Below are 17,579 nucleotides of genomic sequence, written 5' to 3'. Positions count from 1 at the left end.
ATTTTTTATGTTAAAAGAAATCGCTGTTGAAAATTTCACGGAGATACCAAATGCAATCAATAAAGGAGCTAACAGAATTGAGTTGTGTGATAACCTCACCGTTGGTGGTACAACCGTTAGTCGTGGCGTTATGGCTGAAACTCAAAAATATGCTTCCGAACACGGAATTCCCGTCATGGCAATGATTCGTCCTCGCTCGGGTAACTTCGTATACAACGATACCGAACTAAAAATCATGGAAAATGATATCTTTTCGGCTCAAGAACTCGGTATAGATGGTATCGTGATTGGTGCATTGACTCCATCAGGATCAATTGATGAAGAAGCTATGGAACAATTAATTGCAGCGGCTGGCGGTATGCGTATCACCTTCCATATGGCATTTGATGCAATTCCAATAAAAAAACAATCAGCGGCTCTTGAGTGGTTGATTGCAAACAACGTTGATCGAATACTGACTCACGGTGGTGACTTATCACAACCGATTGAATCAACTCTTGATAATATAAAAACAACCATAAGCCAAGCTCATGGTCGCATAATCGTTTTACCAGGTGGTGGCATCAACTTTTCAAATGCTGAATCAATTGCCAAAAAATTAAAAGTTAACGAACTCCACGGAACAAAAATTATCCAATTGTAGATCAGCAATCTCATTTAATATTTTTAACCCTTAACCTGACATGTTATTTCCAAATAAGTAGCCATCAATAAAAGACCAAACGACAATTCAGAACTGCCATTTGGTCTTTTTTAATTGAATTTATGCTTTCAATTTAAAAACTGTAGATAAGCTTTTAGTTTCATTGAATTATTCATAATCATTTCCTAGCACCCTTGCAAAAATCTTATCAACATTTCTTAGTTGTCTCTTGTAGTCGAATAAACTTTGTATCTTCCTTAGCCCAAGAGACTTAACAATTTCTTTGTTTTCTAATAACGCATCTACAAAATCATTCCCAGATTGCCAAATTTCCATTGTTATAGGCTGCACTGTATCATACGCTTCTTCTCTGGACCACCCTGCATCAATCAGACTTAGCAATACTTGTTGCGAGAACACTAATCCATGCGTCATTTCTAGGTTTTGACGTATTCTGTCTTCATCAATCACCAAATTGTTTAAAATATGATCCATTCTTGTCAAAATATAATCTGTTATTTCTGTTGAGTCTGGTAAAATAACTCTTTCGGCGGATGAATGTGAAATATCCCTTTCATGCCATAAATTGATATCTTCAAACGCAGTAATCATTTGTCCTCTAACAACTCTTGCAAGCCCACTAACATTTTCAGAGCCAATTGGATTACGTTTATGTGGCATAGCTGAAGAACCTTTCTGTCCCTTTGCAAACCCTTCTCTAAATTCCCCAACCTCAGTTCGCGATAAATGTCTTATTTCGGTAGCTATTTCCTCAATTGTTGAACATATTAGACTCAATACACTCAAATATTCAGCATGCAAATCGCGTGGTAATATTTGAGTCGAAATTTCTTGGAAACTCAATCCTAATTCCGAACAAACATATTCTTCAATTTCCATTGGTACGTTGGCAAATGTCCCAACTGCCCCACTAATTTTACCAACTTCTATTCTTTTTCTAATACTTTCAAAGCGCTCCTGATTTCGTTCCATTTCAGAATACCAGCGCAAAAATTTCAAGCCAATGCTAGTTGGTTCCGCATGAATACCATGTGTCCTTCCAACTGAAATTATATTTTTATATTTTCGGGAATATCTGGCAAGCGTCTGCAAAATCTGACTTAAATCATCCTCGATAATTAAATTTATCTGCTTCAAACGAATAGCTTGTCCAGTATCTACCACGTCTGTACTCGTCAATCCGTAGTGTATCCACTTTTTTTCAGGCCCTAAACTTTCTGAGACGGCGCGTGTAAAGGCAATAACATCGTGATGTGTCTCCTGTTCTATCTGATAAATTCTATCAATATTGAATTTAGCATTTTGTTCAATCAGTTTTGTATCTTTATCTGAAATTTTTCCAAATTGATTCCATGCTTTTACTACGGCAATTTCGACTTTCAACCAACTTTTGAATTTGTTTTGTTCAGACCAAATCTCACTTGTTTTCTTATTTGTATATCTATCGATCATTAAATCTCTCCTCTTAAACTTATTTATTTTCATTTTATCACATTTAAACGAACTATTTAAAGATATATTTTTGATTAAGTTCGTATTTTGTCTTGAATTAAGCTCACAAAAAATGATAACATGAATATATTAAATGTTTTACGAACTTTAAAGGAGGATTTTATGTCAGTTTCAGTTGTAATTGGAAGTCAATGGGGCGATGAAGGAAAAGGTAAAATAATTGATCTGTTAGGACAGTCTGCAAACTTTACTGTTCGATATTCAGGCGGAGATAACGCTGGACATTCTTTAGTGGTTGGAAATCAGCATTTAGCTCTCAGCCTTGTCCCTTCCGGAATTCTTAATCAAGACGCTACATGTGTGTTAGGAAATGGGGTTGTGATTAATCCTAAGACATTATTAGACGAAATAACTCAGTTAAATGATTTGGGCATTAAAACTGAACATCTAAGAATTTCAGATCGTGCGCATGTTATATTGCCCTATCATATTTTGCAAGATCAGCAGCAAGAACGTGAGCTCAGCAAATTGGGAAAGCCAATAGGTACCACAAACAAAGGAATTGGCCCAGCTTACATGGATAAAATGCAACGAATTGGAATTAGGGTTACCGATCTTATTGATTATTCTATCCTTGAAGAAAAGCTTAAATTTAACTTTGAGCAGAAAAAGCGTTTGATTGATGAGGATTTATGGAATGAGATGCCCACTTTAGAACAGATTATTAAGGAGTATTCGCATATGGGCGTTCTTCTTGCTCCCTTGATAACAGATACCACTGATCTTTTAAATACAGGTATTCAGAATGGTGAAAAAATCCTTTTAGAAGGAGCTCAGGGAGCTATGTTAGACATTGATCATGGTACATATCCCTTCGTGACCTCTTCTAACCCAACCGCTGGTGGCTCCTCAATCGGAAGTGGAATAGGTCCAACTAATATAAATAAAGTCATTGGTGTTGCAAAAGCATACGTTTCTCGCGTTGGAGAAGGACCATTTCCAACTGAACAGTTAAATTCGATTGGTAATAAAATTAGGGAAAAAGCTCACGAATATGGAACTGTAACTAATCGTCCTCGTAGGATTGGATGGTTTGACGGAGTAATGATGAAATACGTTTCTGAAGTGAATGGCTTTACTGACTTAGTAATTAATTGCCTTGATATCCTTTCTGGAATTAAAACAATTAAAATTTGTACCGGCTATAAAACCGCTGATGGAAAAATCATTGATTATTATCCTGCTTCCGACAAATTGCTCCAAGCTATGACGCCGCAATATTTGTCTTTACCTGGTTGGTCAGAGGATATTACAAATATTACATCCTTCGATGCATTGCCACAAAACGCACAAAATTTCTTGAAAAGCATTGAAAAAATCACAAAGGTACAAATCAGCGCATTCTCTGTAGGTGCAGATCGTTCTAAAACCATAAAAATTAATGACCTGTGGTAACAACTTGAATATTTAAATAAAAATGACTTAACTTTGAGTGAACATTCAAAGTTAAGTCATTTTTATTTGTTTCATACTAACCGAAACAAGCACCTTCAGGAATACGAATTACCGCATTAATCCAAAAAAAATCATAGCAAAGTTGAAATAAACAAAAAGTGATGTTAAATCACTTAATGTTGAAATAAAAGGTCCATTTGCTAAAGAGGGATTAAACTTAAACTTATTCAAAAAGAGTGGAATTAAGCTTCCAAAAATGTCGGACAAAAAGGTTGCAGTTGCAATTGATAGTCCAATCGATAATCCTTCTGTAAAATCTTGCTGCCAAATTCCAACAATCAAATAACCTAATACTCCAACCACAACTCCAGAAAAAAAAGCTGTCAAAATTTCATTAAAAAATAGCCTTCCTTGATGTTTTCCTTCAAGTCCATTGGAAATTTTACTAGTAAACACCGCTAAACTTTGCGTTCCAGCGTTACCTGCGGTTCCCATTACTAACGTCATGAACATTGCCAGAACACTCTTTTCGCGTAGTAAGTTTCCATAGTAGCTAATTAACTTTGAACTTAATAAGCCTAGCAAAAGCAACAATATCAAAGTAGGAAGCCGGCTTTTAAGTGAAGCCCATAAAGTCGAAGTCGCTCTTTCTTCGGAACTAATTCCAGCTAATTTTGTATAATCATCAGCTGACTCCTCGTCAATAACATCGATGATATCATCGACTGTAATAATGCCTAACAACTTATTTTTATCATCCACTACAGGTGTTGCAACAAAATTATAATCCCGAATTTGTGTCGCAATATTACTCTGCACTTCATTCACATCAACGGATAGTACATTAGTCGTCATTATTTGATCTATAAATGCATCATCTGAATTTACAATCAGATCTCGCACTGATAAGACTCCAACCAAGTGATCAACTTCATTCACAACATAAATATACGAAATGGTCTCTGCATATTCAGCTTCTTGTCTGACTTGATGCATGGCTTCCCCAATTGTAAAACCAGTTGGAATCGAAACGAACTCTGTTGTCATCAGAGCACCTGCAGTTTGATCCTTATAATCTAAAAGTTGTTTAATCCTTGCAGAATCTGAAGGATCCATGTAGTTAAGCAATCTTGATAGCTTATCTTGTCTAACCACTCCCAAAATATCTGCTTCATTATCTGAAAACATCTCTGACAACATTTGCGCAGCATATCGTGCTGGCATTTCATCCAAATACCCCGCAATTTCTCCTGGATCTTCATCTAATTCATCAAATGTATCCGCAATTTCTTCTGGATTCAAATAAATATATACCGCTTTTCTTTCGCTTTCAGTTAAGCCACTAAAAAAACGTCCCTGATCGAATTTGTGAAGTTCAAAAAATGCGGTTCTAAATTGTTCGCGATCGTTTTCTTTTAAATATAGTTTTAATTTTTCGAAATTCTTTTGATAATTCTCCACTTTATTCTTCCTTTAATTGTTTCCAAGCATTTATCATATCTTCACTAATTGGAATTTGACACTTAATATCTTTTTGATCAAATGGACTATAAAACTGCAAACTATAGCAACAAAGGGCCTGTCTTTTCAAAATGACTCCCCTATCATTTTGATTATATAAAGGATCACCCAATAACGCATGACCAATTGATGCCATATGTACTCTAATTTGATGTGTTCGTCCAGTATGCAGTCGTATTTCAACTAACGAGTATCCTTTCATTTCTTTTCTAACCCAATACTCAGTTAAAGACTTCTTACCATCTTCGCCGACCATTCGTTTTATAAAAGAACTTGGATCACGTTTTATGAACGAATCGATTACACCATATTTTTTCGGAAAATATCCAACAACAATTGCTTTATACATTTTTTTGATACTATGCTTTTTTAATTGACGATCCAAAACAGTATGCGCAAATCGATGCTTGGCAAACAAAACTAATCCTGAGGTATCTTGATCCAGTCTCGTAACTACGTGAACAATCTGACTTTCATTTTTGCTTTCGTATAAGTAATATTTCACACGATTAACCAGTGTATCAACCTGATTAGAACTTGACTGTACTGTGGCTAAATATGGAGGTTTATTAACCACTAAAAAATTATCATCTTCATAAACTATTTCGATACTTTTTTTGGAAAACGTCACATGCGGATTGCTAGGTTCAGCAGGTAGCCTTACCTCAACGATGTCTTTTTGTCTAACCATATAATTAGTATGCCGATCAACACCATTAACTTTTATATTTCCACCATTAAACTTGATACTTTTCAATAAAGATCTTGATATTCCCATGCTCATTAAGAAAGTCCGCAAATGCTGCGGACTTTCGTTGTTTACTTGCCACTTAAATATCATCGATATTTCCAATAAAAGCGTTTCTAACGCGATTCCAAAAACCAGTGTGACGATATTTAATGAATTTTACCTTTCGAGTTGAAATACGGTAATCAACAGAAAGAACTGCTTCTCCGACTACATCAATTCTATCAGCGGTGAAATTAAATGTTCCTCCAGCCGTAACTGGTCGAATTGTCACGGTTTCATTAGGAGCCATAATTAATGAGGCACCAACAGTTTTAAAAACTCTGTTATTAATTGAAGCAATCTCGGCCATCTGTAAAACTTCCAGTCTAGGATGAACAATAGCGCCGCCTACTGAACGATTATACGCTGTTGAACCAGTTGGAGTTGAAAGACATAGGCCGTCACCTCTAAACCGTTCAAATAATTCATCACCGATGTATACGTCTGCAACTAAAGTTCCCGATAACTTTTTAATTGTAGACTCGTTGACAGCATAGAATTTAGAGATGCTTCCATCCGCATACTTAACATTAATATCTAGCATTGGATAGCCGACTTCTTCACCCTGGTCTCTAACCAGCGCCTCAACCAATCCGGTCAATTCATAATCGCGCCAATCTGTATAAAATCCAAGGTGTCCTGTATGTACACCAACAAAACGAACCCTATCAAGTCGTGGTAAATATTCTTGGACCGCAGATAATAAAGTCCCATCACCGCCAATTGTAATTACAACATCGGGATTCTTATCATCGATTTCAATCTTGCTCTCTCTCAATAGTTCGACTAATTTTTCAGAAACCATTACTGATGTATCACGATCTGAATGATATAAAGCAACTTTCATTGTTATTTGCCTCGTTATTTTGTTTGTGATTTCATTATTTCTTTTTTTATATCGGACATTTCTTTATCAAGTTCATATGACTTTACAGATGCGATCTTTAGACGTTTCCTTAAATCTTCAGGAAATTCACCATCAAATTTATAATTTAATGCATGTTCAATGGTTGCCCAAAAATTCATTTCTAATGTTCGAACTTGAATTTCAGCAAGAATTTTCTTTTGACCATTCATCATTTGTACGGGATACTCAACAACGATATGGTATGATCTATAACCACTTGGCTTTTCATTTTCAACATAATCGCGTTCTTCGATAATTGTCATATCAGTACGTTTACGTAAAAGATCAACCACCGTATAGATATCCTCCACAAATTGACACATAACTCGAACACCCGCTATATCCTGCATGTCCTGCTCAATACGACTCTCATCAACCTGACGTCGTACCATTTTTTCAGTTATACTATCAACCGGTTTCACCCGTCCTGTAACAAACTCAATTGGACTAACTCCACTGGTACGCATAAATTGTGTCCGCATACCACGTAGTTTAACCTTTAGTTCATCAACGGCTTGTTGATATGGCACAAGAAAATTATTCCAATCCTCAACCATTCTGTATCCCTCCCATAGTTCCTCAAGATTTAATTTTATCACATTCACCATCTTTTTTTTAACTCATCCCCTTCAAACAAATTAATTGCATTTAATCATAAATTTGTTAAAGTAGATTAGGTCAATAACAGAGCAAGTACTTTGGAGGATTTTCATGTTAGAAGCATATCTTTACGTCACTCCGTGGGGTGAACATTGTTTTAATTGCGAAAAAGAAACTTTAGATTATTTTCAGCACACTCAAGAAAAGGTTGATTTTAAAATCATTCCTGTTTTAAACATTAAAATTGTCCGTGAATATATTGAAACCCATAACCAGCCTGGACGATCACGCAGTGAAGGTGATTATAATTTACTTTTTTCTCAGATGTATCATACTACCCTTGACTACAAGGCTGCATGTTATCAGGGAAAACAGCGAGGGAAAAAATTCCTCTATGCGCTACAGACAGCAATGATTAAACGCAAGGATTTTTATACAAAAACTTTAGGAACTGAAGTTGCATCAATGGTTGGTTTGGATTTAGAAATGTTTGAATTAGACCGTGATTCTAATATGGCCAAACGTGAATTTAAAAAAGACCAAGAACTCGCACAAGAAATGGGAGTGACTGTTGAGCCATCTGCAGTCGTTTTCAATGCTCCTGGTGAGGATTGTGGTATTTTACTAGAACAGTACGATCGATCAACTCTTGAGGCTGTTTGTCAATTAGATATAGTACACCCTCATCCCATCTCCAATTTCAATCCACATATCATTTAAGAGAACGGGCCCGTCCACTATTCATAAATAGTGGACGGGTTTTGTTACCAAAAAATTTATTTCATACATTATCCATTTTCGTGGGTAAAGCCTCTGTGTGGAAGTACCTCAATCGACTTTTTACATCGTTTAGGTCTCGTTTTTAAGTTGAATTGCTCGACTGGTTTTCCTTATTTTGCTACCTGGAGTAAATAGAGATTATGCTTTAGTTTTATATCATTTTTACACATGATTCTCTCTTACTAGTTTCAACTCATTATCGTATTTCATTAAAAGGGATATTTCTTGAACATCTTTAATTTTTTCCATTGAGTCGTGATACCATTTAAAATTTTTCTCGGTTCGATATATATAACCATTAATCATTTTAATATATCCGGTTCGCATTAAAATAGATTTGAATAAATCCCTATCGTCATGAAACGTGGCTATACGGTTGTTTGGGGCAATATTTTCTAACATTTGAATAAAACTGATTCTTTTTAAAAAAGGAATATCATTTTTATTCATTGCTGATACTTCTCTCGGAAAATGTGAGATCCACGGGCTTCCTTCAAGCGTTTTATGACTTTCATACAGCTCCTTTTGAAGACTAACAAACTTAATATTCCAGTGCTTTCCAAACAAACATTTTTTATCCAATTTACATCATCAATTAAATTGCTAGTTTGAAAAAATTTAGCATTTTCCCTCTCAATTTGTTGCCACTCAACAATATTATTCCAATCTAGTTCTACCTGACTTCTTCTATATATGTTTCTCCCCATTGTCGTTACTCTAAAATTAGAATATAGCCAATATTTTCCATACTTATCTACACCAAAAAATGATCTACCAAATTGTGTAGTCTTCCCAAATTTCATAGCTGTACTTTTTAATGATCGCGGTGCTAAATGATTTGGGCCAGCAATCCACCAAGATCGAATTCCAATTGATTTGTAGTCCTCTTTCCGTCGGATTATCTCCTCTAAAGTAATTGGACTGCATTGTATTTCGACAGCTAGTCTTATCAAGTTGTCTTTCACAAAAACGTCTATTCTCCTGCCTATATCTTTTTGCACATATTCAGCAAATGCCTCCATACCTTCTCTTTTAAACATTGCAATAATTTGTCGTTTTACATCTTTATGCAGGGAAGATTCATTCTTTCCTTCGTTCTTTTTTCACACGTGTTGGCATGACGAAAATATGGAATACATGATTCTCCTCTACATATTAAAAGTTTTCTTGAACACCGTGGACAAATATACTTATTTTTGTTAAGTGCATTTTCGGCCAAGATAAAATTTCCATCTAAATCAACAGCAGTTTTCATTATCCACCCCAGATTTAGAATACAAAAAAAGAGTACTTTTTCTTCAAAAGTACTCTAAATTTAATTAAAGAAATGTCGAGCAGTTTCAAATGCAGCTGCCTCAATTATTACCTTTCCATGCTCAAGGAGAAAGTCCTTAGAAACATTGGCTGGATCCGCATATTCATACGCTAACGCCATTTCATTTTGCACTGCATCATTAGATAATCCTTCATTATGCATATAAAATGTAATCTCTAAATAATAGACGCCATTGTATTTATAAAGAATGGACTCAATTCCGTTATTTGAAAATACTGCCGCTATCTTTGGTAAACTCTCGAAGTCAGGCAACTTCAGAATGAAACTTTCAATCTGTTTATCTTCTGTGTAACTGTCCAGATCAGCGGGATCATCACCCATATTATCGACTTCCCCCTGTGCATCCGGTTCTGCCAATTTATGTTTTAAGAAATCTGACACCTTATCCAATTCTACATTAGATGTTTCCTTCTTATTATCCGCCTTAATAATCGCATCAATACTTTCAGCTGGATTCTTGCTAATATAAAGTTCCATACCATTATTGTTTGGTAAAACTTGGAAAGTAACGGCTTCATTATTCGTAAATTGGTGATCCTTATCAACTTCTTCAAGAATACTGTAAAAGAAGTCCTCTATTTCTTTATGGTTCCCTAACAGGTCTAAAAAAGTAATGCCACGTTCTGTTAAATCATCAGGTCCGATTGTAACCCTAATTGTATCGTCATTAATTCTTTCCATTTCCATAAATCTGCGCCCCCTACTCTACGGGTAAATAAAAAAATAAATCTAAGAGATATTATCCCATAGATTTATTATTTTGCAATAAAACACTCCTAAAGGTTAGCTAATTGACGAGCTTCTGCTAATTCAAGTTGGCGAACACTTCTTGGTAAGAAACGACGAATTTCATCTTCGTTATATCCTACTTGAAGTCGCTTGTCGTCAATCATAATTGGTCGACGCAACAATCCAGGATTCTCCTGAATCAAATCAATTAATTGTTTTAAAGGCAAATCTTCTAAATTTACGTGTAACTTTTGAAATACTTTCGAACGCTTAGAAACAATCTCTTCTGTTCCATCTTCAGTCATTCGTAAAATTTGTTTAATCTCATCTTCATTAAGTGGTTCTGAGAAAATATTTCTTTCCTGATATGGAATATCATGTTCCTCTAACCATGCTCGTGCTTTTCGGCAAGATGTACAACTTGGGGATGTATATAAAGTGACCATATAAGTGACCTCCTAGTTCATTTGTATAATCCTTAACCTATGTTTACATTGTAAACCGATTTTTAAAATATGTCCATAGTTTTTTGAATGTTTTTTCTTATGAAATGTAAGCTAATATTATACTAAAACGCAATAATTGTGTATTATTTTAACGTAGTAAATCATTTTTAAATAATTAGTACTTTTCTTCACAAATTTTTCTTAATTTTTTTATTATAATCTTTAATATAAATTACTTATTAATTCAGATTGATTTTTTTACCCAATACGGGCAGAAAAATATCATTCGGATTCTTAGAGTAATCCTTAGTTTCACTAAGCATCCTTTTTAAATCACGCTGAGTTGGTAGATGGCTAATTATTAATTTCTTAGAATTTGACTCATCAAATACTTCTGCCGTTTCTTTAGTTGTCAGATGCCATCTCACGCCTGCTTGATCAGCAAAAAAATTTGTATCAGTTATTAATAAGTCACTATTTTTAACAAAACTACTTAACCCATCAAAAATTGTTGTATCAGAGGTAAAACAAAAAACTTTACCAGATTTAGTTTCCGTAATTCGAGTTGCAAAAGCAGGAACAGGATGAACAGTTTCTAGAAATTCAATTTTAAAAGGGCCTAAATCAATTCCGTTCACATCATATGCAATTCCTTTTGTTGCATCAGGCCACGTAAGTGATGCAAAATTCAAAGGATCTTTAAAGTGACCATATATGGGCAAAACAGGATGTTTTCTGCTCCCCCGTTTTAACTGCCACAAGTACTGTAAAACTCCAATATCTGCCGTGTGGTCATGATGATAATGCGTCAACAAAACTGCATCTAACTCTAGGGGGTCTATATGTCTCTCTAATTCCAATAAAACACCCGATCCAGCATCAAGAAGTAAATTAAAGTCGTCACTTTGAACTAAATAACCGGTTGTCCCCACTCCATTTTCAGGATAACCACCATAGTAACCAAGAATTGTAATTTTCATAATAGAATACCTCCAACTAATTTATACCTATTTTAACATCAATGCGAAAACCTTTTCATTATGACCATTTTAATCCTATAATGTAGATATGAATTACTACACAGGAGGAATTTTCATGATTACACAACTTTCTACAACTTTTGGTAGCTGGAACATTTTAAATCAAATCAAAAAAAACAATCCAAGTAGAGAAATGGTCGTTCTCTCTGGCACGTCTTCTCAAACCGACTTACAATTAGTGGATGTTTCAGGCAAAGATAGTGTTTTTCAAACCCCAATTGATTATAGTGTTATTAATCAATACGGTGAATCAAGTTGGCGTGGTTTTTTCCGTTTTGCCTTTTTTAATCTTCCGGATGAAGAGCTTCGCGTTTTTGACTCAAAGGTAAATCATTTAATGTCCGCACCTGAAGCCCCCGTTGGATTACAAAGGCTATTAGTCCTTGAACCGAAAAAACATAAAAACGAACGTGTTCTTCTGACCATTTGGCAACTGGATTCAGATTACTCATTATGGAAACGTTCTGCTTCCTATACCCCTTTCAAAACTTACACCAATGGGACATATCAATTCAGGGATACCAACTATACTGCTTATGATTTAAACTAGTAACCTCACTCATACTTTTGATTTTCAACAAAGTCATGTATACTTATTGAAATAGCTAAAAGGAGACTGATTGTTATTTTCTATCCTAAAAAACCAAATATACTTATCACTAATATTATTTTCGATTTAATAGTAGGAATTTTTTTCACTTACTACTTGATGATTACTCCAGGTTTGTCAGAAACTATACGATTTTTGCTAATTGCATTGGCGGCTTACGACTTCACTGATATCGTTTATAGCGCTAATGTTTTAAGAAAACTTCGCGGTAATAAATAATGTCAAAAGGCATGTATTTCAGTTAACCTTCTGAAATACATGCCTTTTATTTTTATACACCGTTCGTAACTAGTATGAAAATAAATTTCTCATTCTATAATAATATTAATCGATAAGTATTTACTTATTTTTACTATCCAATAACCTTAATCCCAAAATCAATAATAATGCCGTGATCGCCACAGCGATTGTCATTCCTCCAAGAAATTGGACCAATACTCCCAGTTATAATGCACCACCTAAAAAAGACAGAATAATTACACTTATATCTTTTGCTTTTCTAAGAGCTACTTGATCATTTTTAACTAAAGCTGTATAAAGACTATCCGCCACTGTTCTAATGTTTCCAGTCATCATTAATGAAGTAAATGGTCCATTTTTTAATTGCCTGAATGCCTGTAATTGCGCAGCAGCAACCATTGAAAGCATTCCTGTCACTAACATATTAGGTAACGTACTAGAAGTCAACATAACTACTATAAGAAGAATTATTTCATAATAAATCACTAAATGTTGATGCACTTCAGGATCCTTTTCTTCATAGACATGTTGTACTATCCGAATTAAAATTGTACCAAGCATAAACATAAGAATAGAAAACAGATAAGGTACTGCCTGAGCGAATTTTCCTTCTCCAATGTGAATACCCAGTAGAATAACATTACCAGTTTGTAATCCCGCAAAAACTCCCCCATGAACTAAATAAGTGTAGGCATCAATACTTCCGGCAGTCAGCGCTAAAAGTGCACCACTCATTAATCTCTCATAAAATTTAAATTTCTTCATTGAAATACTCTCCTAACAAAAAAAGCGTAATGGAATAATTAAATTATCCATTCGCTATATAATCATGCTTTAAAAACAAAGGCGGTAGACGGATTTGAACCGACGATGAAGGTTTTGCAGACCTCTGCCTTACCACTTGGCTATACCGCCAATATTCAAGGATATCCAACTAATAAAAGCGCAAGCCATCAACCCAATCAAAACAAGTCGAAGAATGCGCTTTTACTTAGATACTTGCCCATGCCGCCGGTGGGGGTCGAACCCACACTCCCGTGAAGGAACTGGATTTTGAGTCCAGCGCGTCTGCCAATTCCGCCACAGCGGCAATACTACCACTACATATAAAACCTAGTAAAACAATCCGGGAAATTTTCCCAAGGGCGGTACGTGGGAATCGAACCCACGCGTGCCGGAGCCACAATCCGGTGCGTTAACCACTTCGCCAGTACCGCCATCAATGGCAGGGATAGTAGGAGTTGAACCCACACTGACGGTTTTGGAGACCGTAGTTCTACCATTAAACTATATCCCTATAAATAAAAAAATAATAATCGTGATATAAAATCACTATGGCGCGGGACAGAATCGAACTGCCGACACATGGAGCTTCAATCCATTGCTCTACCGACTGAGCTACCGAGCCAAAAACAATAAACGGTCCTAACGAGACTCGAACTCGTGATCTCCTGCGTGACAGGCAGGCGTCCTAAACCAACTAGACCATAGGACCATACACACATAGTGGTGTATGGAGGATACAGGGTTCGAACCTGTGACCCCCTGCTTGTAAGGCAGATGCTCTCCCAACTGAGCTAATCCTCCAAAAGTGACCCGTACGGGATTCGAACCCATGTTACTGCCGTGAAAGGGCAGTGTCTTAACCACTTGACCAACGGGTCATAACCATTATTACGGAGAGTAAGGGATTCGAACCCTTGAAACAGGCTTTAACCCGTTTACATCATTTCCAATGATGCTCCTTCGGCCAACTCGGACAACTCTCCAAATAATAAACTCCGGCAGGCGGGCTCGAACCGTCGACAACCTGATTAACAGTCAGGTGCTCTACCAACTGAGCTATGCCGGAATAAAATGCATGGCAACGTCCTACCCTCGCAGGAGGCGATCCTCCAACTACTCTCGGCGCTAAGAAGCTTAACTTCTGTGTTCGACATGGGTACAGGTGTATCCTTCTTGCCATCGTCACCACACTCAACGCTAACTTACGTTATCGCTTGAGAAAATCTTTGTTCTCTCAAAACTGAATAATATCTTAAATTTTCCTTCGAAAACCACCACTTACTTGGTTAAGTCCTCGACCGATTAGTATTAGTCCGCTTCATGCATCGCTGCACTTCCACTCCTAACCTATCTACCTGATCATCTTTCAGGGGTCTTACTTGCCCGAAGGCAATGGGAAATCTCATCTTGAGGCGAGTTTCACACTTAGATGCTTTCAGCGTTTATCTCATCCATACGTAGCTACCCAGCGATGCTCTTGGCAGAACAACTGGTACACCAGCGGTATGTCCATCCCGGTCCTCTCGTACTAAGGACAGCTCCTCTCAAATTTCCTACGCCCGCGACGGATAGGGACCGAACTGTCTCACGACGTTCTGAACCCAGCTCGCGTACCGCTTTAATGGGCGAACAGCCCAACCCTTGGGACCGACTACAGCCCCAGGATGCGATGAGCCGACATCGAGGTGCCAAACCTCCCCGTCGATGTGAACTCTTGGGGGAGATAAGCCTGTTATCCCCAGGGTAGCTTTTATCCGTTGAGCGATGGCCCTTCCATACGGTACCACCGGATCACTAAGCCCGACTTTCGTCCCTGCTCGACCTGTCTGTCTCGCAGTCAAGCTCCCTTCTGCCTTTACACTCTACGAATGATTTCCAACCATTCTGAGGGAACCTTTGGGCGCCTCCGTTACTCTTTAGGAGGCGACCGCCCCAGTCAAACTGCCTACCAGACACTGTCTCCCGCCACGATTAGTGGCGCGGGTTAGAGGGTTCATACAACGAGGGTAGTATCCCACCAATGCCTCCATCGAAACTAGCGTTCCGACTTCAACGGCTCCTACCTATCCTGTACAAGCTGTACAAACACTCAATATCAAGTTACAGTAAAGCTCCATGGGGTCTTTCCGTCCTGTCGCGGGTAACCCGCATCTTCACGGGTATTATAATTTCACCGAGTCTCTCGTTGAGACAGTGCCCAAATCGTTACGCCTTTCGTGCGGGTCGGAACTTACCCGACAAGGAATTTCGCTACCTTAGGACCGTTATAGTTACGGCCGCCGTTTACTGGGGCTTCAGTTCAAAGCTTCGCTTACGCTAACTCATTCCCTTAACCTTCCAGCACCGGGCAGGCGTCAGCCCCTATACGTCATCTTACGATTTTGCAGAAACCTGTGTTTTTGATAAACAGTCGTTTGGGCCTCTTCACTGCGGCTGACCTTGCGGTCAGCACCCCTTCTCCCGAAGTTACGGGGTCATTTTGCCGAGTTCCTTAACGAGAGTTCTCTCGCTCACCTTAGGATACTCTCCTCGACTACCTGTGTCGGTTTGCGGTACGGGTAATTAAACTCTAACTAGAAGCTTTTCTCGGCAGTGTGACGTCTGGAACTTCGCTACTATAATTTCGCTCCCCATCACAGCTTGTCCTTAAGAAAAAAAGCATTTGACTCTTCTTCAGACTTGCTGCTTGGACATCCGTTTCCAACTGGATGCTTTCCATAGCCTACTGCGTCCCTCCATTGTTCAAACAAGTTTAACTAGTACAGGAATATCAACCTGTTATCCATCGTCTACGCCTCTCGGCCTCGACTTAGGTCCCGACTAACCCTGGGTGGACGAGCCTTCCCCAGGAAACCTTAGTCATTCGGTGGATAGGATTCTCACCTATCTTTCGCTACTCATACCGGCATTCTCACTTCTAAGCGCTCCAACAGTCCTCACGGTCTGCCTTCATTGCCCTTAGAACGCTCTCCTATCACGTCACCTATTGGTGACATCCGCAGTCTCGGTAATATGTTTAAGCCCCGGTACATTTTCGGCGCAGAATCACTCGACTAGTGAGCTATTACGCACTCTTTAAATGGTGGCTGCTTCTGAGCCAACATCCTAGTTGTCTATGCAACTCCACATCCTTTTCCACTTAACATATATTTAGGGACCTTAACTGGCGGTCTGGGCTGTTCCCCTTTCGACGATGGAACTTATCTCTCACCGTCTGACTCCCGGACATAAATCAATGGCATTCGGAGTTTATCTGAATTCGGTAACCCGTGACGGGCCCCTAGTCCAAACAGTGGCTCTACCTCCATGATCCTAATTCCGAGGCTAGCCCTAAAGCTATTTCGGAGAGAACCAGCTATCTCCAAGTTCGTTTGGAATTTCACCGCTACCCACACCTCATCTCAGCACTTTTCAACGTACACGAGTTCGGTCCTCCAGTGCGTTTTACCGCACCTTCAACCTGGACATGGGTAGGTCACTTGGTTTCGGGTCTACATCCGCATACTTATTCGCCCTCTTCAGACTCGCTTTCGCTGTGGCTCCGTCTCTTCAACTTAACCTGGCATACGAACGTAACTCGCCGGTTCATTCTACAAAAGGCACGCCATCACCCATTAACGGGCTCTGACTTATTGTAGGCACATGGTTTCAAGAACTGTTTCACTCCCCTTCCGGGGTGCTTTTCACCTTTCCCTCACGGTACTGGTTCACTATCGGTCACTAGGGAGTATTTAGCCTTGGGAGATGGTCCTCCCGGATTCCGACGGAATTTCACGTGCTCCGCCGTACTCAGGATCCTGAACTGAGGGAGCTTGATTTAGTTTACGGGGCTATCACCCTCTTTGGCGAGCCTTCCCAGACTCCTCAACTATCAAACTCTTTGGTAACTCAAATGTTCAGTCCTACAACCCCAGAAAGCAAGCTTTCTGGTTTGGGCTTTTCCCGTTTCGCTCGCCGCTACTCAGGGAATCGATTTTTCTTTCTCTTCCTGCGGGTACTGAGATGTTTCAGTTCCCCACGTCTACCTTCACACATCCTATGTATTCAGATGTGGATAACAAGCGGTAAAGCTTGCTGGGTTGCCCCATTCGGAAATCCCCGGATCAAAGCTTACGTACAGCTCCCCGAGGCATATCGGTGTTAGTCCCGTCCTTCATCGGCTCCTAGTGCCAAGGCATTCACCATGCGCCCTTCCTAACTTAACCTATACTTTGCCGACGGCA

The 17,579-nt window shown here is 38.4% G+C and carries 15 protein-coding genes, 10 tRNA genes and 2 rRNA genes; 4 read left to right on the top strand and 23 right to left on the bottom strand.

All coding sequences use genetic code 11. The features are described 5' to 3' along the window. Window positions 1-7 precede the first annotated feature (7 nt). Window positions 8-643 carry a copper homeostasis protein CutC gene (locus PECL_RS03785; RefSeq protein ID WP_014215264.1) on the top strand — a complete coding sequence of 212 codons (636 nt, stop codon included), beginning with the start codon at window positions 8-10 and terminating at the stop codon, window positions 641-643. Between the two features lie 168 nt (window positions 644-811). Here the strand turns inward: PECL_RS03785 and purB are convergent, their stop codons facing one another. Then, a complete protein-coding gene (gene purB, locus PECL_RS03780) occupies window positions 812-2,116 on the bottom strand; it encodes an adenylosuccinate lyase (RefSeq protein ID WP_014215263.1) in 1,305 nt (434 codons plus the stop codon). Between the two features lie 162 nt (window positions 2,117-2,278). Between purB and PECL_RS03775 the strand changes: the two genes are divergently transcribed. Next, window positions 2,279-3,571, top strand: a complete 1,293-nt coding sequence (locus PECL_RS03775) for an adenylosuccinate synthase (RefSeq protein WP_041534592.1) — start codon at window positions 2,279-2,281, stop codon at window positions 3,569-3,571. Between the two features lie 108 nt (window positions 3,572-3,679). Here the strand turns inward: PECL_RS03775 and mgtE are convergent, their stop codons facing one another. Genes mgtE through PECL_RS03755 form a run of 4 tightly spaced genes read right to left on the bottom strand, consistent with a single transcriptional unit; the run spans window position 3,680 to window position 7,346 of the window. Continuing rightward, on the bottom strand, window positions 3,680-5,032 hold the full coding sequence (gene mgtE / locus PECL_RS03770; protein ID WP_014215261.1) for a magnesium transporter: 1,353 nt from the start codon (window positions 5,030-5,032) through the stop codon (window positions 3,680-3,682). Between the two features lies 1 nt (window position 5,033). Then, the gene (locus tag PECL_RS03765) at window positions 5,034-5,933 is read right to left on the bottom strand and encodes an RluA family pseudouridine synthase (protein WP_041534591.1); all 900 of its coding nucleotides are present in this window, start codon (window positions 5,931-5,933) and stop codon (window positions 5,034-5,036) included. Then, the gene (locus PECL_RS03760) at window positions 5,923-6,729 is read right to left on the bottom strand and encodes an NAD kinase (protein WP_014215259.1); all 807 of its coding nucleotides are present in this window, start codon (window positions 6,727-6,729) and stop codon (window positions 5,923-5,925) included. The genes PECL_RS03765 and PECL_RS03760 overlap by 11 nt, the downstream gene beginning before the upstream one ends. 14 nt (window positions 6,730-6,743) lie before the next feature. Continuing rightward, complete coding sequence (locus PECL_RS03755; protein ID WP_041534590.1) at window positions 6,744-7,346, bottom strand: GTP pyrophosphokinase; 603 nt, start codon at window positions 7,344-7,346, stop codon at window positions 6,744-6,746. 154 nt (window positions 7,347-7,500) lie between these two features. Here PECL_RS03755 and PECL_RS03750 point away from each other — a divergent pair, with 154 nt between their 5' ends. Next, window positions 7,501-8,109, top strand: coding sequence for a DsbA family protein (locus PECL_RS03750; protein ID WP_014215257.1), 609 nt, complete (start codon window positions 7,501-7,503; stop codon window positions 8,107-8,109). Window positions 8,110-8,331: 222 nt separating this feature from the next. On the opposite strand, the gene PECL_RS03745 is transcribed toward PECL_RS03750, so the two are convergent. From PECL_RS03745 to PECL_RS03725, 5 genes are all read right to left on the bottom strand, one after another. Further along, complete coding sequence (locus PECL_RS03745) at window positions 8,332-8,619, bottom strand: hypothetical protein (protein WP_014215256.1); 288 nt, start codon at window positions 8,617-8,619, stop codon at window positions 8,332-8,334. After that, window positions 8,616-9,242 carry a competence protein CoiA family protein gene (locus PECL_RS03740; RefSeq protein WP_081478602.1) on the bottom strand — a complete coding sequence of 209 codons (627 nt, stop codon included), beginning with the start codon at window positions 9,240-9,242 and terminating at the stop codon, window positions 8,616-8,618. Before PECL_RS03740 ends, PECL_RS03745 begins: the two co-directional genes overlap by 4 nt. A 242-nt stretch (window positions 9,243-9,484) precedes the next feature. Next, on the bottom strand, window positions 9,485-10,192 hold the full coding sequence (locus PECL_RS03735) for an adaptor protein MecA (protein ID WP_014215254.1): 708 nt from the start codon (window positions 10,190-10,192) through the stop codon (window positions 9,485-9,487). A gap of 89 nt (window positions 10,193-10,281) precedes the next feature. Continuing rightward, window positions 10,282-10,680 (bottom strand): transcriptional regulator SpxA, encoded by a 399-nt coding sequence (gene spxA / locus PECL_RS03730; protein WP_014215253.1) that lies wholly within the window; start codon window positions 10,678-10,680, stop codon window positions 10,282-10,284. A 239-nt stretch (window positions 10,681-10,919) separates the two neighbouring features. Then, window positions 10,920-11,660, bottom strand: a complete 741-nt coding sequence (locus PECL_RS03725) for an MBL fold metallo-hydrolase (RefSeq protein WP_014215252.1) — start codon at window positions 11,658-11,660, stop codon at window positions 10,920-10,922. 115 nt (window positions 11,661-11,775) lie between these two features. On the opposite strand from PECL_RS03725, the gene PECL_RS03720 reads away from it, so the two are divergent. Next, a complete protein-coding gene (locus PECL_RS03720) occupies window positions 11,776-12,270 on the top strand; it encodes a hypothetical protein (protein WP_014215251.1) in 495 nt (164 codons plus the stop codon). Window positions 12,271-12,774: 504 nt separating this feature from the next. On the opposite strand, the gene PECL_RS03715 is transcribed toward PECL_RS03720, so the two are convergent. The 13 genes from PECL_RS03715 to PECL_RS03655 all read right to left on the bottom strand — a co-directional run bounded on the left by PECL_RS03715 (window position 12,775) and on the right by PECL_RS03655 (window position 17,561). Further along, window positions 12,775-13,335, bottom strand: coding sequence for a YoaK family protein (locus tag PECL_RS03715; protein ID WP_014215249.1), 561 nt, complete (start codon window positions 13,333-13,335; stop codon window positions 12,775-12,777). A 79-nt stretch (window positions 13,336-13,414) separates the two neighbouring features. Continuing rightward, window positions 13,415-13,485 (bottom strand) — tRNA-Cys (locus PECL_RS03710). Window positions 13,486-13,576: 91 nt separating this feature from the next. Then, window positions 13,577-13,660: transfer RNA gene (locus PECL_RS03705), tRNA-Leu, on the bottom strand. Window positions 13,661-13,714: 54 nt separating this feature from the next. Beyond that, window positions 13,715-13,787 (bottom strand) — tRNA-His (locus tag PECL_RS03700). A 6-nt stretch (window positions 13,788-13,793) separates the two neighbouring features. Beyond that, window positions 13,794-13,867 (bottom strand) — tRNA-Trp (locus tag PECL_RS03695). A gap of 38 nt (window positions 13,868-13,905) precedes the next feature. Continuing rightward, window positions 13,906-13,978: transfer RNA gene (locus PECL_RS03690), tRNA-Phe, on the bottom strand. Between the two features lie 12 nt (window positions 13,979-13,990). Next, window positions 13,991-14,065: transfer RNA gene (locus PECL_RS03685), tRNA-Asp, on the bottom strand. A 19-nt stretch (window positions 14,066-14,084) separates the two neighbouring features. Continuing rightward, a tRNA-Val gene (locus PECL_RS03680) sits at window positions 14,085-14,157 on the bottom strand. 5 nt (window positions 14,158-14,162) lie between these two features. Next, a tRNA-Glu gene (locus PECL_RS03675) sits at window positions 14,163-14,234 on the bottom strand. A gap of 13 nt (window positions 14,235-14,247) precedes the next feature. Continuing rightward, window positions 14,248-14,339, bottom strand: a tRNA-Ser gene (locus PECL_RS03670). A gap of 10 nt (window positions 14,340-14,349) precedes the next feature. Further along, a tRNA-Asn gene (locus tag PECL_RS03665) sits at window positions 14,350-14,422 on the bottom strand. A 7-nt stretch (window positions 14,423-14,429) separates the two neighbouring features. Then, window positions 14,430-14,546: ribosomal RNA gene (rrf, locus tag PECL_RS03660) — 5S ribosomal RNA — on the bottom strand. Between the two features lie 92 nt (window positions 14,547-14,638). Further along, window positions 14,639-17,561, bottom strand: a 23S ribosomal RNA gene (locus tag PECL_RS03655). Between the last annotated feature and the right edge of the window lie 18 nt (window positions 17,562-17,579).

The sequence above is a fragment of the Pediococcus claussenii ATCC BAA-344 genome, assembly GCF_000237995.1.
GTDB lineage: Bacteria > Bacillota > Bacilli > Lactobacillales > Lactobacillaceae > Pediococcus > Pediococcus claussenii.
The sequence above is the reverse complement of the archived record's forward strand: the minus strand, read 5'-3'. Positions and strand labels throughout refer to the sequence as shown.